This is a genomic window from Streptomyces sp. NRRL S-350 (assembly GCF_000719705.1).
GTDB lineage: Bacteria > Actinomycetota > Actinomycetes > Streptomycetales > Streptomycetaceae > Kitasatospora.
This window is the reverse complement of record NZ_JOHO01000042.1, coordinates 23,952-41,502: the sequence shown is the minus strand read 5'-3', so window position 1 is coordinate 41,502 and position 17,551 is coordinate 23,952. Positions and strand designations below refer to the sequence as shown.

The following is a 17,551-nucleotide window of genomic DNA, read 5'->3' as shown; positions in this document are numbered from 1 at the left end:
CGACCGGGGACGACGTGACTTCGGAGATCTACTTCAGCAGCAACCACCGCGACCTGTGCGAGCAGCACGGCACCGGTGCGGGCTTCCAGTTCGAGTTCTACTGCTACCGCTGCTCGGACACCTGGCGCTCGCCGTTCGAGGCGTTCCGGACCGGTCAGATGGCCGGCTGGATAGGCAAGGGCGTCAACGCGGCCTGGAACCTGATCGGCGGCAACGCCAACACGATCAGCAACGCCGCCGACGGGCTGGCCGGCCACACCTGGGGCACCTCGCGGGACGCCGCCTTCCAGCGTGCGATCGCCAACGCCCGGACGCACTTCAACCGTTGTGCCCGGTGCACCCACTACGTCTGCGGCCGCTGCTTCGACTCCGCGCAGGGCCTGTGCCACAACTGCGCCCCGGACACCGCGGCGGAGGCGACCGCGGCGCAGCACCGGGGCCTCAACGACTCGGTCACCGACCGCGCGTACCGGGCCGGGCAGCAGTCGGGTGCCGAGTGCGACGTCAACGCGCCGCGCCAGCTGGTCTGCCCGCAGTGCCACACGGAGACGCACGGCACGCCGTTCTGCCCGGGGTGCGGCTTCCGGCTGGCGCAGCCGGTCCAGTGCACGAGCTGCCACAGGGACGTCCCCGACGGCGCCGCGTTCTGTCCGTCCTGCGGGACGAGACGCTGACGGCACCTCGCAAGGAGACGGCGGGGCGCTCCCGGAACCGGCGGTCGGGGGAGCGCCCCGCCGTCGTCCTGTGCGGAGCCTGCGGTGCCTCGGCCCGCGCGGGGGCCTGCCGCTGCTCAGCCGTAGGAGACGTTGGCGCAGGGGTCGTCGTCCGCCGAGCGGGCGGTGCCGCTGACGCTGGTGGGCAGCGGGGCGGGGGCGCTGGCCGCGCCGCCGGGCGCGGGGGTGGCGGCGGTCGCCGGGTTGGCGGCCGCGAAGTCGTGGCCGAGGACGACGGCGACGCCCCGGCTGCCGGGCTGGACGGTCGCCCCCGGGAACAGCTTGGCGACCGCCTCGGCGGAGCCGCGCTCGCCCGTGCCGTATTCGACGACGGTGGTGCTGCGGGGCTTTCCGGTCGCGTTGCCGACGCTGGTGACGGTGTAGCCGGCGCCCTTGACGGTCTCCGCGGCCTTGCCGCCGAGCCCGGTCTCGCCGGTGCCGTTGAGCACCGAGACCTTGACCCCGGCGGCCTTGGTGTCGGTTGCGGCGCCCGGCGTGGTGGTCGGGGCGGGCGTGGCCTCGGTCGTGGGGGCGGCGGAGCCGGAGTCGCCCGGGGCGCTGGCGTCCTGGCCGTCGATGGTGCGGTCGGCCTTGAGCGCGGCCCAGAGCTGGTCCACGTCGGGGTGGACCAGGGCGACCCTCGGGCCGTCGTAACGCCAGGGCGCGGTCAGGAACTTGACGTCGTGCAGGTCCACGTCCTTGACGGACATGGCGAAGTCGAGCAGTTTGGCCGCCGAGCCGAGGTCCGGGTCGACGGTCAGTGACTTGGTGGCGGCGTCGGCGAGGGGCAGCAGGGTGGTCGGGTCCATGCCGCGCGACTTGACCTCCTTGATGAGGGAGGAGAGGAAGGCCTGCTGGCGCTTGGTGCGGCCGATGTCGGAGCCGTCGCCGATGCCGTGGCGCACCCGGACGTAGTCGAGCGCGGCCTGGCCCTCGACCTTCTGCTTGCCCTTGGCGAAGAGCAGTTTGCCCTTGTGGCCCAGATTCGGGTTGAGGTCGCCTTCGTGGATGTCGTTCGGGAGGCAGACCTCGACGCCGCCGACGGCCTTGGTCATGGCGGCGAAGCCGTTGAAGTCGACCACGATGGTGTGGTCGACGCGCAGGTTGGTCAGCTTCTCGACAGCGTTCTGGGTGCAGGCCGGGTTGCCCTGCTCGGTGTTGCCGACGGAGAAGGCGCTGTTGAACATCACGTTCGCCTGCGGTTTGGTCCACGTGCCGTTGGGGAGCTTGCAGGGCGGGAGGTTGACCAGCGAGTCGCGGGGGATGGAGATGCCGACGGCGTGCTTGTGGTCGGCGTAGACGTGGAGCAGGATCGCGGTGTCCGAGCGGGCGCCGCCGTCCCCGCCGCCGCCCAGGTCGCTGTTGCCGTTGCCGCGGCTGTCCGAGCCGATCAGCAGGACGTTGACCGGTGTGCGGCCCTGGGCGTCCGGGGCGGCCGCGTCGGGGCGGTCCTTGCTGACGGCGTCGCGGTCGAAGGTGCTGATGTTGCTGTCCAGGCGGTAGTAGAGGGCGCCGCCGGCGAGGAGGAGGAGCGAGGTGCAGCCTGCGGTGATCCAGAGCACCTTCTGCTTGGTGCTGCGCTTGGGCTTCTTCTTGGCCCGGCTCACCGGACGGGCGACCGCCGTGGCCTTCGCGCCCCGGGTGCCCCTGGTCCCCTTCGTGCCCCTGGTCCCTCTGGTGTCCCCGGCGCCCCTGGCGCTTGCGGTGCCCTTGGCCTCGTCGGCGCCGTAGGCACCCTCGGCGTCTCCGGCGCCCTTTTCGCCTGTTATGCCCTGTTCCGGGATGCCCGGTCGGCCTGCCGCCCGACGCCCGCCGGTCCGGTGCGGCGAAATCCCGGCTTCGGGGGAACCCTTGCGGCCAGACACGTCGTCATCCTCCACAGTTGCCACGGAGCCCCCGTCGGAGCGGTGGGCTTGCGGGGCCCGGGGCCGGAGCCGATCCGGGCGAGGCCCGTCGCGAAACTTTTACACCGCTGTAGAACGTAGTCGAGCATACTAGGCGCAGATGAGGAAACCGGCTGGTCAGACCATGAGAAATTGCTTTGACCTCGCCCGTCCCCGCTGTCCCGAAACCCGCACGAGGAGCACGATGACTCACCGGATCGCACGTTCGATAGCCGGCGCCCTGGTGGCCCTGCTGGCCGCCGCCGGCCTCACCGCCGCAGCGTCGAGCGCGACGGCGGTGGCCGCACCCCGAACCGTCGCGGCCTCCGCGACCACCGCCGACACCCTCGCAGCCGGGGCGGCCACCGGGCCGATCGCCGCGTCGGCCGCCCGGCAGGCCGCCTCGGGGACCGGCTCGTCGGCCGCCGCGGCGAGTGCCACCTCGACCACCGACGCCACGCACCTCGCGGCGAAGGACGGCAAGAAGAAGAAGGGCTTCTTCGCCAAGCTGGGCAAGTTCCTGCTGGTCGTGGTCATCCTGGTGATCCTCCTCTTCGTCCTGCTGATCGTCGGGATCGTCTACGCCGCGAAGCGGATCTTCGCCCGCCGCCGGTAGCGGAGCGGGGCCCCGGCCCCAACGGGGCCCACGACCCGGGCGGCGGTGGAACGGCCGCCCGGGTCGGGCCACTCGGACACGATTGGCCCTGGTCGGGGTGGACCCGACACCCGAGGATGGGCGGCATGAGCGACTTCCACCGCCCCGAGACCCAGGACCGCCGGCACCACGAGAACCCGGACGGGCTGCGCCCCGAGAGCCGGATCGTCCACCCGCCGCTCGGCGAGGTCGCCGGCAGCCGGCTGCTGGGCGTACCGCTGTACCAGAGCCACCTCTTCGCCTTCGACACCAGCGACTCCCTCTCACAGGCCTTCGAGGGACCGGACGGCGCGTACTTCTACAACCGCTACGGAAACCCGACCGTCCGCTCGCTGGAGGACGCCGTCGCCGACCTCGAAGGCGGCACCGGCGCCGTCGCCACCGCCTCCGGCATGGGCGCGATCAACACCGTACTGCTCGCCCTGCTGCGCGCCGGCGACCACGTGATCGCCCAGCGGAGCCTGTACGGCGGCACCGTCGGCCTGCTGGCCGACCTCGCCGAGCGCCGGGGCGTCGAGGTCACCCACGTGAGCGGCGACGACCCCGCGGAGGTCGAGGCCGCACTGCGGCCAAACACCCGGGTGCTGTACCTGGAGACCGTCTCCAACCCGATCACCCGCGTCACCGACCTGCCCGCCCTGATCGCCGTCGCCCGGCAGGCAGGCGTGGTCAGCGTGGTCGACAACACCTTCGCGACCCCGCTGCTGTGCCGCCCGATCGAGCACGGCGCGGACATCGTCATCCACTCCGCGACCAAGTACCTGGGCGGGCACTCCGACGTGCTCGTCGGGATCGCCGTCTTCGCCGACCAGGAGCTGCACCGCGAGGTCTGGCAGTACTCCCTCGAACTCGGGGCCTCGGTCGACCCGTTCGCCGCCTGGCTGACCCTGCGCGGCCTGCAGACCCTCGCCCTGCGGGTCCGCCGCCACTGCGACACCACCCTCGACCTGGCCGGCCGTCTCGCCGCACACCCTGCGGTCACCGCCGTCCACTACCCCGGTCTGCCCTCCCACCCCGACCACGAGCTGGCCCGCCGCCTCCTCCCCGACGGCCACGGCGGCGTCCTCGCCTTCGACCTCGCCGGCGGGCGCGAGGCGGCCCGGGCCTTCACCGAGTCCGTTCGCCTCGCGTCGCTGGCACCGTCGCTGGGCGGGGTGCACAGCCTGGTGCTGCACCCGGCGAGCACGTCCCACCGGATGCTGTCGGACGAGGAGTTGGCGGCGGCCGGGATCGGCCCGGGGACGGTGCGGATGTCGGTCGGGATCGAGCACCCGGAGGACATCTGGGCGGACGTCGAGCAGGCGCTGGCGAAGCTCTGAGCGGAGGCGGAGGCGACGGCGACCGCGACGGTGACGACGGCTGGCGGCTGGCGGCTGGCGGCTCGGTGCACGGGCAGGACGTCGGACGCCCTGCCCGGGGGAGAGCTCAGGTGACGCGGAGCGGACGCCCGGATGGCCGACGGTGAAGCGGCCCGGGTCCGGCGGGCGAACACCGGATGATCACCGGTCATACTTGGGCGGCGGCGCCCGACACCGGGCGCCGCAGGCCGTGCCCGGCCCCTGCCAGTGACGTCCGTGAGCCGCCAGACCGGAGGAACCGATGAGCCCCCACCAGCCGACCAGTCGCCCGGCGGCCGGCGCCCCCGGGGTGCCCTGGAACCGGCAGCGGCTGCGCAGCAACAACGAGTGGCTGCTGCTGGAACTGCTGCGCACCGGCGGCGGCTCCTCGCGCGCCCAACTCGCCCGGGACACCGGCCTGTCCAAGCCGACCGTCTCCGCCGCGCTGGCCGCCCTGGAGCAGGCCGGGCTGGTCCGCGAGGCCGGCCTGCTCGCCCCCGAACGGGGCCGCACCGCCGTGCTGTACGAGGTCGACCCGACCGCCGGGCACGTGCTCGGCGTGGACATCGGCCGGGCCCGGCTCCGGGTGGCCGTCGCGGACCTCGCCGGTACGGTCGTCGCCCGTCGGGACGTGGCCAACCGCGGCCGCTCGGCGAACGCCGTCGCGGACGCCGTCGTCGCCGCCGCGCAGGAGGCCATCACCGAGGCCGGCCTGGCCGCCGACGACATCGTGCACGCGGTGATCGGCACCCCGGGCGTGTGGGACGAGGAGCGGCGCGGGGTGCGCTACGCCTCCAGCCTGCCCGGCTGGGGCCGGCCCGGGCTGTTCGACCGGATCGGGGAGGGGCTGGGCACGGCCGTGTCGGTGGCCAACGACGCCAACCTGGCCGCGCTCGGCGAGTACACCCTCGGCGCCGGGCGGGGCAGCCGGATGTTCGCCTACCTGCTGGTCGGCACCGGCCTCGGGCTCGGGGTGGTGAAGGACGGCGAACTGCTGCTCGGTGCGCACGGCGCGCTGGGTGAGATCGGCCTGGTACCGCTGCCCGCCCGGCCGGGCGAGCCCGCCGGGACCATCGAGGGCCAGGCCGCGGCCGACGCCGTGGTGCGCTCCGCCCGGGACTTCGGGCTCGGCGGGGAAGGCACCGGACGGCAGGCGACGGCGAAGCAGGTCTTCGAGCGGGCCCGCGCCGGGGAGCCCGCGGCGGTCCGGGCGGTCGAACGGGAGGCGGAGCAACTGGCTTACGCCGTGGCCGTGGTGGCCGCCCTGCTGGACCCGGACCTGGTCGTGCTCGGCGGCGGGATCGGCAGCAGCGCGGACCTGCTCCTGGAACCGCTGGAGCAGGCCCTGCACCGCCTCGCCCCGATGCGCCCGACGCTCGCGCCGAGCCTCCTGGGCGAGGACGCGGTGCTCCTCGGCGCGGTCGCCACGGCGCTGGACACCGCCCGCCCCGAGGTGTTCGAACGTCGGACGGCAGGGCTGCGCTGACGACGGGCGGCGAAGCCGGCACGGTTGCGTGGAGGGCGCGGCTTCGCTGACGGCGGGGTCGGGCGTGGCGGGTGCGGCAGGTTCGGCGCCCGGGGCGGCGGCCGCCGGGACGGTGACGACGGTCGGTGGTCGGTAGGTCTCGATCTGCCAACGAGTGGGGAATCGGTGCACGGGACGTGTGCGCCCCCTGCTTGAATCGCACGACTCATCCAAACGGAACGGAGCGTCCTCCTCCCATGCCTTCACGGATACCCGGCCGCCGCCGGGCGGCCGGCCTGGCCGGATTCGCCGGACTCGTCCTCACCATCGGACTGACGCTGACCGGTTGCGACCCGTCGGCCGCCGGCGACGGTGCCACGACGACGGCTTCGTCGCCCGCAGCCACCACCGCCCCGTCATCCGCGCCCGTAGCAGCGCCGACGACCCCGGCGGCGCCGGCCCCCGCCGCACCCGTCACGCCGGCCGGCACGTCGGCGCCGCAACCCGTCGTCCCCGCACAGCCGCCGGCTACCAAGGCGCCGCAGCCGCAGCCCAAGGCCACCACCGCGCAGCCGCCGACCGACCCCCAGGGCGAGCACACCGCGGCAGCCGGTGGCGGCGGCCAGTGCGAGCTCCGCTCGAACGCGGGCAACTGCTACGAGGCCGGCCAGTTCTGCCGCAACGCCGACCTGGGGAAGAGCACCCACGAGGCCGGTGGCCGGGTGATCTACTGCCGGATGGTCAGCGGCAAGCCGCACTGGCAGGCCTGAGACGGCCGATGTCGGCCGGGGCGTGACCTGCGGGGTTGCGACCTGCCGGGTCGTGACCTGCAGGGGTTGCGACCTACCGGGCGTGATCTGCATGGGTTGCGACCTGCCGGGGTGTGGCCTGCGGGGCCTGTGACCGGCTGCGACCTGCCGGTGCCCCACGGCCTCAGGCGTCGAGAACGCCCGAGGGCGCCGTCGGAGCCCGCGACCGGACTGATCGCGGGAGGCAGCCCGGAGGTGCGGCGGCCTGGTGCTGCGGTACCAGCGCGGCGCGGAAAGCGACGGCCGGCCACCCGGCGTGGAATCGGGTGGCCGGCGGGAGGCCCCGCCGGGATGATGCGGGCATGCGCACCTTCGAAGAGCTGATCACCGAGGCCGAGGCCGTGTCCGTGGACGGCTGGGACTTCTCCTGGCTGGACGGCCGGGCGACCGAAGAACGTCCCTCCTGGGGCTACCAGCGGCTGCTGTCCGAGCGGCTGCGTTCGGCGACGGCGGCCCTGGACGTCCAGACCGGCGGAGGTGAGGTGCTCGCCGGCGCGCTGCGGCTCGCGGCGCAGCACGGGGACCGGCCGACCGTCCTGGCGGCCACCGAGTCCTGGCCGCCGAACCTGGTCCGTGCGACGCGGCTGTTGAACCCGCTGGGCGCGGTGGTCGTCGCGGATCGGGACGAGCCGCCGCTGCCCTTCGCCGATGAGGCCTTCGACCTGGTCAGCAGTCGGCACCCGGTGCGCGCGTGGTGGACGGAGATCGCCCGGGTGCTGCGGCCCGGCGGCAGCTATGTCGCCCAGCACGTCGGCCCCGCATCCGTCTTCGAACTCGTCGAGTACTTCCTCGGCCCGCAGCCGGAGGCGCGTGCGGGCCGCCGCCCCGAGGTGGAGAGTGCCGAGGCACGGGAGGCGGGGCTGGAGGTGGTGGACCTGCGCTCCGAGCGGCTGCGGATCGAGTTCCGTGACATCGGCGCGGTGGTGTACTTCCTGCGCAAGGTGATCTGGATGGTTCCCGGCTTCACCGTGGCCGCCCACCGGGACCGGCTGCGCGAGCTGGACGAGCGGATCCGCGCCGACGGGCCATTCGTGGCGCACTCGGCGCGGTTCCTGATCGAGGCGCGGAAGCCGTAGCCGCGGTAGGGGTGACCGCGGGGGCGGTTGGCGGAACTCGACAAGGGATTCGGAGCCGGGGTGGCGTTCCGGCACCCCGGCTCCGGCGCTCGCGGACGGCACCGCCCGTCCGGGGCGGTGCCGTCGTCGCGGAGCGGGGGGACCTCAGGACTGCGTCGGGAGGTAGTCGTAGCAGTAGTCCATGACGCGCGGGTAGACGTACGTGTTGTAGTAGTTCCACAACGCGGTGCCCGTCCGGGGACCGACGATGCCGTCGACCGGCAGGCCGTCCGCGCGCTGGAAGTCCTCGACCAACCCCTCGGTGTCCGGCCCGAAGTCGCCGTCGACCGCGATCCGGTGGCCGAGTCCCGCGAGGTTCAGGAAGGCCTGGAGGCACTTGACCGGCTGCCCGGACGACCCCGTCCGCAGGTAGGGGGCGGTCGTGGACGCCTGGGCCGTTCCGCCGAGGCCGACGACCACGGACAGCGCCAACACCGCACTCGCGGCCATCCGTGCCGCCGTCGCACCTGTCCTCATGACGTCACCTCCATGCTGTCGGAGCCGCATCTCAGCAGCTGGTGTTGGAGCTGATCATGATGCCCGTGAGCGTGCCGAGCGATCCGATGCTGTTCTGGTCGTGGCTGGCGTTGGAGAGGCAGGTGTAGGTGTCGCCGGCCCCGTAGTTGATGCGCAGCCACACCGTGTCCTGGTTGCGGGTGTTCACGACACTGAAGCCCGGGCCGTGGTACGTGCTCTGGTAGTAGGAGGTGATGTCCCGGAACTGGGCCACGATCGTGCTGCTGGAGGGGCCGTTGTAGATGCACACGTACGGGTAGGGGCAGCCGTCCTGGGAATCGGCGTGTGCCCCCGTGGTGCCGAGCAGTGACATGGCGAGTGCGGAGACGCCGACAGCGGCGGTCGCCGCAGACTTCCTGAGTCCGTTGCGCATGGTCTTCCTCTGTCCCTGGGGTGTCCGTCCGCCGGGTTCGGCGGGAACGGGGGTTCCTTCCGGCTTCTCGCAGCCGGCTGGTCAGTTGGTGGTCGGGATGAACGGCAGGCAGCTGCCGTTGGGCCCGGCGTACGAGTCGTGCCAGTCGAAGTTCATGAGCTTGCTGCCGGTCTTCGGGCCGACGACGCCGTCCGCCTGGCTGCTGCCGAGGACGTTCTGCTGGAAGTCGCGCACGGCGCTGTCGGTGTTCGGCCCCCACTGGCCGTCCTCGAGGATGGTCGCCTCACCGCTCAGCCGCAGGTAGTCGTTGACCAGGTGCTGCACGCACCACACCCCGGTGCCCGAGGTGGTGTGGTTGTAGCCGAGCCAGGGGGCGGTGGTCGACGCCTGCGCGGTGCCGGCCAGCGCGGCGGTGGAGAGCGTGAGGGCGGCAGCGGCGACCAGGCCGCGGCCGATCGACTTCTTGATCATGTGGTCCTCTCGACAGGGTACGGACGGTTCGCACCGGGCGGGGCGCACCGGCGGATCAATCGGGTTGCGGCCGCGCGGCGCTCTGCCCCGGCCGGGGACGGGGCGACGCCCCGACGACGCCGGCCGGTACGACGCGACCGGCCGCACAAGGGGCGCGCGGCACGGCCGGGACGGGGAGCTGTGCCCGTCCTGGCGCGGCGTCACTTCGGTTGGGCGGAGCCTTGATCACGGCCTCCGCTGGTCGGGAGCCTAGCCATCGACGGCCCGGCGCGCTCCTGTTCTCCCGGGGCCTGAGACCGTCTCACGCCGTCCCACCTCGTCCCATGCCGTCTCACCGCCCGTCCCAACGCGCGGCCCGGCGCTGACCGGAGGCACGGCTGGGAGGTGAAGCTGAGACGTCTCAATTCCCGCCCCGGTCGCCCGGTCGCCCGGCCGGCCAGGCCGCGACCGTGCCCGTCTCGTGCTCCGGCAGCAGCACCCGGTGGTTTCCGCCGCCGGGGCCTCCGCCCGGTGCCGCTGCTCGCGTAAGGTCGGGGCCGGTCCGCCTGGTGACGACGAGAAGGACGAGCCCCACACCGTGCCGAACGCTCCCGTGATCCGCAGCGACGTCCCCGGGTCCTTCGCCTGGGGGGTCTTCCACGAACGCCATCCCGCGCTCGTACGCCAGGTCCTCGACGCCCTGCCGTACGGCCCCGCCGAGCGGGCGGCGGTCGAGCGGCTGCTCGAGGAGAGCACCAGTGGCGTCCTGGAACCGCTGCGCGCCGACGCCCCGGACGCGGCCCGGTGGCTGGAGTGGGGCGAGGGACTGTGGGGCAAGCCCTGGGGCGAGGCGCCGTTCCTGTGGGCGGAGAGCTACTTCTACCGCAGGCTGCTCGACGCCACCGGCTACTTCGGGTCCGGCGCGTGGCAGGGCGTCGACCCGTTCGCGCCGTTCAAGGCCGCCGAGCTGGCCGGGACGGCGGTGGACGACGAACTGGCCGCGCTGAGCGGGCTCGACGGGCTGACGCAGCGCCGGCGGGCCGAGGCGCTGCTGTCGTCCGCACTGTGGGGCAACCGAGCCGACCTCAGCTTCCGGATCACCGCGCAGGCGGACGGGCCGGCCGCCCCCGACCTGGTCGCCGACGACAGCGCGCTGCTGTGGTCCGTGCTGGAGCGGGCTGCGGGCGGGCGGGTCTGCGTCGTCGCGGACAACGCGGGCCGGGAACTGCTGCCGGACCTCGTGCTGATCGACGACCTCCTCGTGCGCGGCCTCGCGGCGCAGGTCGCGCTGTTCGTGAAGCCGCAGCCGTACTTCGTGTCGGACGCGACGACCGCCGACGTGCTCGCCGCGCTCGGACGCCTGCGCACCGCGCCCTCACCGGCCGCCGCAGCGATCGGCGACCGGCTGTGGCGGGCGATGGGCAGCGGCACGCTCGTGGTCCGCACCCACCCGTTCTTCTGCGCGCCGCTGCCGTTCCACGGCATGCCCGCCGACCTCCGGGCCGAGTTCGCCGACGCGGCACTGACGGTCTTCAAGGGCGACCTCAACTACCGCCGCCTGGCCGGCGACCGGCTCTGGCCGCCCACCACCCCGTTCGCCGAGGTCACGGGGCACTTTCCGTCGGCCCTGGCCGCCCTGCGCACCCTCAAGTCGGACGTCGTCGTCGGCATCGACGCCGCCACCGTCGCCCGGCTCGACGGCACCGGCGGTCCGTGGCGGACCAGCGGGCGGCACGCCGTCATCCAGGTCGACCCTCGGCGGTGACCGTCGCAGCGGCTGGATGCCATCCGCCGGCTTCGCCGCTGTGACCACCTGTCGCCGGGGGTCCACTCGCCGCCGGGGGCCGGGGAGACGGCCAGGGGCCGGCACAGCGGTGGCTGCACCGGCCCCGATCCGCTGCGCCCCGGATCAGCCGAGCGTCACACCGCGTTCCTGCGCCAGGGCTTCCAGGCCGTAGCGGGCCACGTGCTCGGCGTTGCCCAGGTCGATCGTCCGGACGCCCTCGGCGGCCAGCCGCTCGTTGATCTCGTCGAGGTGCTGCCGGACGAGCTGCTTCTCGGCGTCGGTGGTGCGGCCCTTGTGCGGCCTGCCGGCGTGCTCCAGGCTGGCGTAGTTGACCCGTTCCCTGGCGCCGGCCGGCACCGCGGTCTGGCTCGGGAGGGTGCGGGCCACCTTCTTGGCGCCGCGCAGCACCTCGGCCATCGGGGTGGCGGACGCCAGCCGGTCGAACGCCGCGGCCTCCAGCACGACCGTCTCCGGCCCGTCGGCGTCGGGGTGGTGCAGCTCGATGGTCACCAGGTCGAGCGCCAGGTCCTCGACCGCACCCAGCTCACTGCTGAGCGCCTCGATCTCGACCGGACCGTCCTCCAGGTCGGGGTGCTGGTGCACCACGATGCGCACCAGGTCGCTCTCGTCCTCCACGTGCGTACCGGTCAGGTCCGAGAACCGGATGATCTTCTGGCCCATGTCTGCCTCTCGTGACGGCTGTGATCAGCCGAGAGCCTACGCCGGGGTCCGTCGGTGCCGGCCGTCGCGGTCGGTGGGATGCCGGCGGGACGTAGCAGTGCCCGCGGCGGAGCCGGGCGTACACGGCGCGGAGCCGCCGGCCCGGGGCGGCGGGCACTCACCGGGTGAGGTGGTGCAGGTCGTCGTCGTAGAGCAGGGCCGGGTCGAAGCCCATGCCGGTGAAGTGGCCGGCGAGTTCGAGGGAGAGGATGCCGTGGGGGCGGGTTCAGAAGTGGAGGGCGCGGCGGAGGGCGGCTGGTGGGCGGGGTGGTCGGCTGCCCAGTGGCGGTGTTCGGCGAGGTGGGTCTCCAGGCGGGCGTCGGCGCTCTCCTGGGTGGTGGCGGCGGGAGACTCGGTGCCGGTGGGGGACTCGGTCGTCCTGCGCGCCTGACCGCCAAGACCGGCGAACCGCCAGACGTCCGCCGCCCGCCCGTGCAACGACCCCAACCCGGCGTCCCACGAACCTGCTTCGACGCCACTGTCCACGGCTGGTTCAACGCATCCCGGCCGGTGAGTTGCGACCACCGTCACCTTGACGGCGCGTCAGCCCAGTGGACTCGAAATCAGTCCGCTGTCAGCAGGTGGTGCGAGACTCGGTCCCATGAAGCCCAATGACCCTAAAGACGACCTGCACCGCTACCTCAAAGGGGCCCGCGAAGCCGTCGTCTGGAAGCTGGACGGATTGTCCGAGTACGACGTCCGCCGCCCCCTGACGCCGACTGGCACCAATCTCCTCGGCCTCGTCAAGCACCTCGCCAGCGTCGAACTCGGGTACTTCGGCCCGACCTTCGGCCGCCCGCACGACGAGCCGCTCCCCTGGCACGAGGAGGGCGCGGAGCCCAACTCGGACATGTGGGCAACCGCCGACGAGTCGCGCGAGGACATCCTCGGCCTCTACCACCGCGCCTGGGCGCACGCGGACGCGACGATCGAGGCGCTGCCGCTCGATGCGATGGGCCACGTGGAGTGGTGGGGAGACAACGGCGACGCCACGCTTCAGCGGATCATGCTGCACGTGACGACCGAGACGCATCGGCACGCCGGTCACGCCGACATCGTCCGCGAGCTGATCGACGGCAAGACCGGCCTGCGGGAGACCAACAGCAACATGGATGGCGGCGACGAGGCCTGGTACCGGGAGTACTGGAACAGGCTGGAGGCGACTGCAAAGGCGGCTCAAACAAAGTCGAGCTGAACGGAGTTCGTTCGGGGAGGGGGCTTGCCATGGGCAGCTCGCGTTGTTGCCCACCCCCACCCGTCACTTCCCACCGGTCCGCGTCCGGCGCGGCGCGAGCAGCAAGCCGCCGCACCTCGATCGCCCGCCGCCGCTTCCGGTTCCCCTGCCCTGACGCCGGCCCGCAATCGCGGGCCGGCGTCAGGACGGCAAGGCAATTCGGACTTCGGTACTCCGGCAAACGCTACTCGGCGTACACCGGTATCGGCTCCGACCCCGGGCAGCAGACGGTGCCCTCATCGGCGATCGCCGTGACGCAGCCGCCGCAGAGCCACACCGTCTCGGGCTCCACGGGCCCGGACACGGTCACCTCGTTGTCGCGCACCAGCAGCTGCCAGGTGTCCCAGGACTCCTCGCCCTGGGCATCGATCACACCGTTGAGTACGTGGTCGAAGGTGAAGTTCCCGAACCCGGGCTCGCCTTGGGCATGGGCTCCGGGCTTCAGGAAGTGGCCGATCAGGTAGGCCATCCACTCGGACGAGTCGTAGAACTTCTCGTGCCCGTTCCATTCGATCGCGGCCCCGTCGTCCGTGGGCTCCCACTTGCACCACAGGCCGGGTTGGCCCGTCGGGGGAGTGTTGAACTCGCGGATGTCCCCGTCGTGTCCCTGCCCCAGGAAGCCGGTGCCGCCGACGTAGTAGGGGCCGTTGTCACGGTCCATGCGCCTGGTGCCGGCGAACTTCCGCAGGTAGGCGATCTCATGTCCGTTGAGCGGCGGTTCGACGGCGATCCGACCGGTGAATGTCGTGGTGTAGCCCATGCCCGGCATCGTAGCCACGCCCTCCGACAGCCGTGTCTCCGTTTGCCCTCGCGCACAGGGCCGACCGCCTACGAGCCGACCGCCTACCAGCCGACCGCCTACACGGCCGACCGCCTACGAGCCGACCGGCTCGCGGTAGCGGTCGGAAGCCGCCGGCTCCGGCGTCGGGCGCGGCCGCAGCGGCCACCAGAGGCTGCGGCCGAGCAGCGCGGCCAGGGCCGGGACGAGGACCATCGAGAGGAGGAACGCCGAGAGCAGGATGCCCAGCGCGGTGGCGAAGCCGACCTGGCGGCTGGCCGGGGTGGCGCCGAGGGTGGCGAAGGAGCCGGCCAGGACGAGGCCGGCGGTGGCGATGGCGGGGGCCGTGTGGCGGACGGCACGGGCCACGGCGGCGCGGGCCGGGCCGGGGAGGGCCATCTCCTCGCGGATCCGGTCGGTGATCAGGATGTTGTAGTCGGTGCCGAGGGCGACGACGAAGAGGAAGAGGACCAGCGGCAGGGTGAAGGCCACGCCGGGGCGGCCGGCGGCGTGTTGGAAGACCAGGGTCGAGGCCCCGAGGGTGGCAGCGAAGCAGAGGCCGACCGAGACCAGCAGGACGGCCGGGGCGAGCAGGCTGCGCAGCAGCATGAGGAGGATCAGCGCGATCAGTGCGGCGGCGACCGGGAAGACGATCCGCAGGTCGTGGTCGACGGCGGTGGCCACGTCCACGAGGACCGCGGCCGTGCCGCCGACGTGGGCGGTGAGCCCGGCGGGGGTGTGGGCCGCGACGGCGGCGCGCAGCGGGCCGCCGACCACGTCACGGGCCTGCTGGGACTGCGGGTCGGCGGTCAGGTAGAGGTCGATCCGGGCGGCGCGGTGGTCCGGGGAGAGGGTGGTGGCACCGACCTGGCCGACTCCGGCGACCGCACCGAGTGCCCGTCCCAGCCGGTCGAGCCGGCCCGCGTCGAGGGCGGAGCCGTCGGGCCCGGCCGTCACGTAGACCGTGGTGGGGTCGGAGACCCCGGCCGGGAGGGCGCGGGAGATCTCGGCGGCGGTCGCGGTGGCGGCCGTCTTGGGACCGTCCGCGCCGAAGCCGTAGTCCATCCTGATGCCGATCAGGCCGGCGGCGAGCAGCGCGAGCAGCGCGAAGGAGCCCAGGGCGGCGGCGACTGGGCGCCGGCTGGTCAGGGTGCCGAGGCGGGCGGCGAGGCCGGGCCGAGGTTCGAGGCACAGCGCACGGGAGGGCCAGAACATCTTCCGACCGCAGGCGGCGAGCAGCGCGGGCATCAGGGTGAGGCTGCCGAGCAGCATCACCAGGACGGAGACGGCGATCGCCGGGCCGAGCACCCGGAACTGTCCGAAGCCGGCCACCCCGAGGGTGGCGAAGGCGGCGACGATGGTCAGTGCGGCCGAGGTGATCGCGGTGCCGACCCGGCCGGTCGTCTCGGCGGCGAGCTCCTTGCGGTCGGCCTCCGGCCGGGCCCGCAGCCGCTCGCGGAAGCGGAAGAGCAGGAAGATCAGGTAGTCGGTGCCGATGCCGAGCAGCACGACCTGGATCAGTGAGGGCGTACTCGGGTCGAGCTTGATGCCGGTGAGCAGCGCCGTGCCGACGACGGCCCCTGCGGCGGCGCCGCCGATCAGGGTGACGGCGATCAGCGGCAGCACCGCGGCCAGCACGCCCCGGAAGACCAGCACGTTGAGCAGCACGATCAGGGCCAGCACCAGCGTTCCGCTGATCTTCGTGGTGAGTTCGTCCGCGTCGGTGGCGTCCACCGTGTCGGCGAGCCCGCCGGTGAAGCCCGTGCGCAGGCCCTGGGCGCCGAACTCGGTGCGGGCCGAGTCACGGAAGACCTTGAAGGTGCGCTGGAGGGCCGGGTCGGTGGCGTTGCCGACCAGGCCGGCGGAGAGCAGTTGGAAGCGGCCGTCGGGGGCGAGCATCACCGGGGTGAGGGTGGGGGTCTGCGAGTAGTCCTCGCCGAGGAAGGCCGGGGAGCCGTCCGCCGCGCTGGGGGTGGCGACCCGCTGCCGGGCCAGTTTCCCGGCGGTGGCGGTGATCCGCCGCCGGTCGTCCTCGCCGAGCGGGGCGCCGTCGGTACGGGCGACCAGCACGGTGACGGCGTCGGTGTCGGGCTTGACACCGAAGCTGTCCTCGGCGATCCGCAGCGCGGCCGCCGAGTCGTAGCTGCGGGGCAGGAAGTCGCCGGTCTGGTTCTGCGTGACGCGGTACATCAGTGTCCCGCTCACGCCGATCAGCGTGAAGCCGAGCACGGCCCAGACGATGATGACCTTCCAGGGGTGCCGGGTCGAGTACCCGGTGAGGGCGCGGATCACGGTGGTTCTCCAATGGCGACGGGGGTGACACCGGGTCGTCCCGGGCCGCTTCAAGACCATCAGCCCGCCACCCCCGGTCGCGTCCTGGCCACGGATGATCCGCCGCCGGGCCCCTGGCACCGGGTGCGGGCGGCCGACCAGGACCCTGGTCCTGGTCGAAAGCCCTCCTCCCGGCGCGGCCCGGGCCACCCGGGCCCTGGGAGACTGGACCGACACCGGACAGAAGGACAGGAGACGGGAATAGTGGACAAGGCTCCGTGGACGCGTTCGGACGCCCTGGTGGCCGTCGGCGTCGCGGCCGTCGACCTGCTGGGGTACTCGCTCGGCAACTCCCGTGAGGGTCTGCCGGTCAGCGTGTCCGGATACCTGCTGCTGATGCTGGCGGCGGTGCCGCTGCTGGTCCGGCGCCGGTGGCCGGTGCCGGTACTCGGCGCGGTGCTGCTGGTCTCGGCGGGGTTCGACCTGTCGGTGCCGCAGCCGACCCACTTCGGGGCGGTGCCGGCCGTGGCGCTCTACTCGGCCGTCCGGTTCTGCCGCCCGGCGGTCGGGGTCGCGGCGACCGCCGGGACGGCCCTGGCGACGACGCTGACCCAGACCCAAGGGCGGGGCCTGACCTGGCCGGACGCGCTCACCAACTCGGTGGCGCCCGCGTTGGTGGCCGTCGTGGCGGTGGCGGTGCGGCGCTGGCAGCAGCAGCTGGAGGCCAACCGGCGGCTGCTCGCCGAGCGCGCGGTGGCCGAGGAGCGGCGCCGGATCGCCCGCGAGCTGCACGACATCGTGGCGCACCACATCACCACCATGCAGCTGATGGCGGGCGGCGCCCGGGCCAACCTCGGCCGCGACCCCGACGTGGTCTGGGAGGCCCTGGTCACCCTGGAGTCCTCCGGCCGCCTCGCCCTGCGCGAGATGCGCCAGTTGCTCGACGTGCTGCGGGCGGACGACGAGCCGGTGCCGGGCGGCGGCCCCGGCAGCCCGGCGGCACCACAAGCCCCCGAAGCCCCGCAGCCCGGGGTCGGCGAGCTCGGCCGGTTGGTCGAGGACTCGGTCCGGGCCGGGCTGCCGACCGACCTGCGGGTGGTCGGCGAGGCCCGGCCGCTGGAGCCGACACTGGGTCTGACGGTGTTCCGGATCGTCCAGGAGGGCCTCACCAACACCCGTAAGCACGCCGGCCGGGCCCGGGCGGTGGTCGAGCTCACCTACCGGCCGGACGAGCTGCTGGTGGAGGTGCGGGACGACGGCGCGGGCGGCCCGGCCGCAGCACCCCCCGGCGGGGCGGCCGGGCGGGCCGGGTACGGTCTGCTCGGGATGCGCGAACGCGTCGCCCTGCACGGCGGCAGCCTGACGGCCGGCCCGCTGCCGGCCGGCGGCTACCTGGTCTGCGGGCGGCTCCCGCTGGAGACCACACCCACCGCCTGACCCGAGGGG

16 protein-coding genes and 1 pseudogene are annotated in these 17,551 nt (G+C 73.5%); 9 read left to right on the top strand and 8 right to left on the bottom strand.

What is annotated here, in order from left to right:
* Nucleotides 1-14 precede the first annotated feature (14 nt).
* On the top strand, nucleotides 15-674 hold the full coding sequence (locus IF30_RS0128730; protein ID WP_030243843.1) for a double zinc ribbon domain-containing protein: 660 nt from the start codon (nucleotides 15-17) through the stop codon (nucleotides 672-674).
* 116 nt (nucleotides 675-790) lie between these two features.
* Here IF30_RS0128730 and IF30_RS0128725 read toward each other — a convergent pair whose 3' ends face one another.
* Nucleotides 791-2,320 carry an LCP family protein gene (locus IF30_RS0128725; protein ID WP_324605660.1) on the bottom strand — a complete coding sequence of 510 codons (1,530 nt, stop codon included), beginning with the start codon at nucleotides 2,318-2,320 and terminating at the stop codon, nucleotides 791-793.
* 481 nt (nucleotides 2,321-2,801) lie between these two features.
* Between IF30_RS0128725 and IF30_RS0128715 the strand changes: the two genes are divergently transcribed.
* From IF30_RS0128715 to IF30_RS0128695, 5 genes are all read left to right on the top strand, one after another.
* Nucleotides 2,802-3,212 carry a hypothetical protein gene (locus tag IF30_RS0128715; RefSeq protein WP_051711422.1) on the top strand — a complete coding sequence of 137 codons (411 nt, stop codon included), beginning with the start codon at nucleotides 2,802-2,804 and terminating at the stop codon, nucleotides 3,210-3,212.
* Nucleotides 3,213-3,337: 125 nt separating this feature from the next.
* Nucleotides 3,338-4,570, top strand: coding sequence for a trans-sulfuration enzyme family protein (locus tag IF30_RS0128710; protein WP_078891796.1), 1,233 nt, complete (start codon nucleotides 3,338-3,340; stop codon nucleotides 4,568-4,570).
* Between the two features lie 280 nt (nucleotides 4,571-4,850).
* The gene (locus IF30_RS0128705; RefSeq protein WP_051711420.1) at nucleotides 4,851-6,074 is read left to right on the top strand and encodes an ROK family transcriptional regulator; all 1,224 of its coding nucleotides are present in this window, start codon (nucleotides 4,851-4,853) and stop codon (nucleotides 6,072-6,074) included.
* A 236-nt stretch (nucleotides 6,075-6,310) separates the two neighbouring features.
* On the top strand, nucleotides 6,311-6,823 hold the full coding sequence (locus tag IF30_RS42115; RefSeq protein WP_037901506.1) for a hypothetical protein: 513 nt from the start codon (nucleotides 6,311-6,313) through the stop codon (nucleotides 6,821-6,823).
* Nucleotides 6,824-7,164: 341 nt separating this feature from the next.
* Nucleotides 7,165-7,938, top strand: a complete 774-nt coding sequence (locus IF30_RS0128695; protein WP_030243830.1) for a methyltransferase domain-containing protein — start codon at nucleotides 7,165-7,167, stop codon at nucleotides 7,936-7,938.
* A 144-nt stretch (nucleotides 7,939-8,082) separates the two neighbouring features.
* On the opposite strand, the gene IF30_RS44000 is transcribed toward IF30_RS0128695, so the two are convergent.
* The 3 genes from IF30_RS44000 to IF30_RS43995 form a co-directional block, all read right to left on the bottom strand.
* Nucleotides 8,083-8,454, bottom strand: coding sequence for a peptidoglycan-binding domain-containing protein (locus tag IF30_RS44000; RefSeq protein ID WP_158835536.1), 372 nt, complete (start codon nucleotides 8,452-8,454; stop codon nucleotides 8,083-8,085).
* Nucleotides 8,455-8,485: 31 nt separating this feature from the next.
* Nucleotides 8,486-8,866 carry a hypothetical protein gene (locus IF30_RS42110; RefSeq protein WP_051711416.1) on the bottom strand — a complete coding sequence of 127 codons (381 nt, stop codon included), beginning with the start codon at nucleotides 8,864-8,866 and terminating at the stop codon, nucleotides 8,486-8,488.
* 81 nt (nucleotides 8,867-8,947) lie between these two features.
* Nucleotides 8,948-9,337 (bottom strand): peptidoglycan-binding domain-containing protein, encoded by a 390-nt coding sequence (locus IF30_RS43995; protein WP_051711414.1) that lies wholly within the window; start codon nucleotides 9,335-9,337, stop codon nucleotides 8,948-8,950.
* 577 nt (nucleotides 9,338-9,914) lie between these two features.
* Here IF30_RS43995 and IF30_RS0128670 point away from each other — a divergent pair.
* Nucleotides 9,915-11,081 carry a damage-control phosphatase ARMT1 family protein gene (locus IF30_RS0128670; protein WP_030243825.1) on the top strand — a complete coding sequence of 389 codons (1,167 nt, stop codon included), beginning with the start codon at nucleotides 9,915-9,917 and terminating at the stop codon, nucleotides 11,079-11,081.
* A 144-nt stretch (nucleotides 11,082-11,225) separates the two neighbouring features.
* On the opposite strand, the gene IF30_RS0128665 is transcribed toward IF30_RS0128670, so the two are convergent.
* On the bottom strand, nucleotides 11,226-11,783 hold the full coding sequence (locus IF30_RS0128665; protein ID WP_051711412.1) for a hypothetical protein: 558 nt from the start codon (nucleotides 11,781-11,783) through the stop codon (nucleotides 11,226-11,228).
* A gap of 157 nt (nucleotides 11,784-11,940) precedes the next feature.
* Nucleotides 11,941-12,143: pseudogene (locus IF30_RS49715) on the bottom strand (TetR/AcrR family transcriptional regulator); the annotation flags it as partial.
* A gap of 280 nt (nucleotides 12,144-12,423) precedes the next feature.
* On the opposite strand from IF30_RS49715, the gene IF30_RS0128655 reads away from it, so the two are divergent.
* Complete coding sequence (locus IF30_RS0128655) at nucleotides 12,424-13,017, top strand: DinB family protein (RefSeq protein ID WP_030243820.1); 594 nt, start codon at nucleotides 12,424-12,426, stop codon at nucleotides 13,015-13,017.
* A gap of 223 nt (nucleotides 13,018-13,240) precedes the next feature.
* Here the strand turns inward: IF30_RS0128655 and IF30_RS0128650 are convergent, their stop codons facing one another.
* Both IF30_RS0128650 and IF30_RS0128645 read right to left on the bottom strand, forming a co-directional pair.
* Complete coding sequence (locus IF30_RS0128650; RefSeq protein ID WP_063752815.1) at nucleotides 13,241-13,816, bottom strand: hypothetical protein; 576 nt, start codon at nucleotides 13,814-13,816, stop codon at nucleotides 13,241-13,243.
* Between the two features lie 114 nt (nucleotides 13,817-13,930).
* On the bottom strand, nucleotides 13,931-16,126 hold the full coding sequence (locus IF30_RS0128645) for an MMPL family transporter (protein ID WP_037901503.1): 2,196 nt from the start codon (nucleotides 16,124-16,126) through the stop codon (nucleotides 13,931-13,933).
* Nucleotides 16,127-16,369: 243 nt separating this feature from the next.
* Between IF30_RS0128645 and IF30_RS0128640 the strand changes: the two genes are divergently transcribed.
* Entirely contained in the window at nucleotides 16,370-17,542 is a 1,173-nt protein-coding gene (locus IF30_RS0128640) for a sensor histidine kinase (protein WP_199807945.1), read from the top strand.
* The last annotated feature ends 9 nt before the right edge of the window (nucleotides 17,543-17,551 follow it).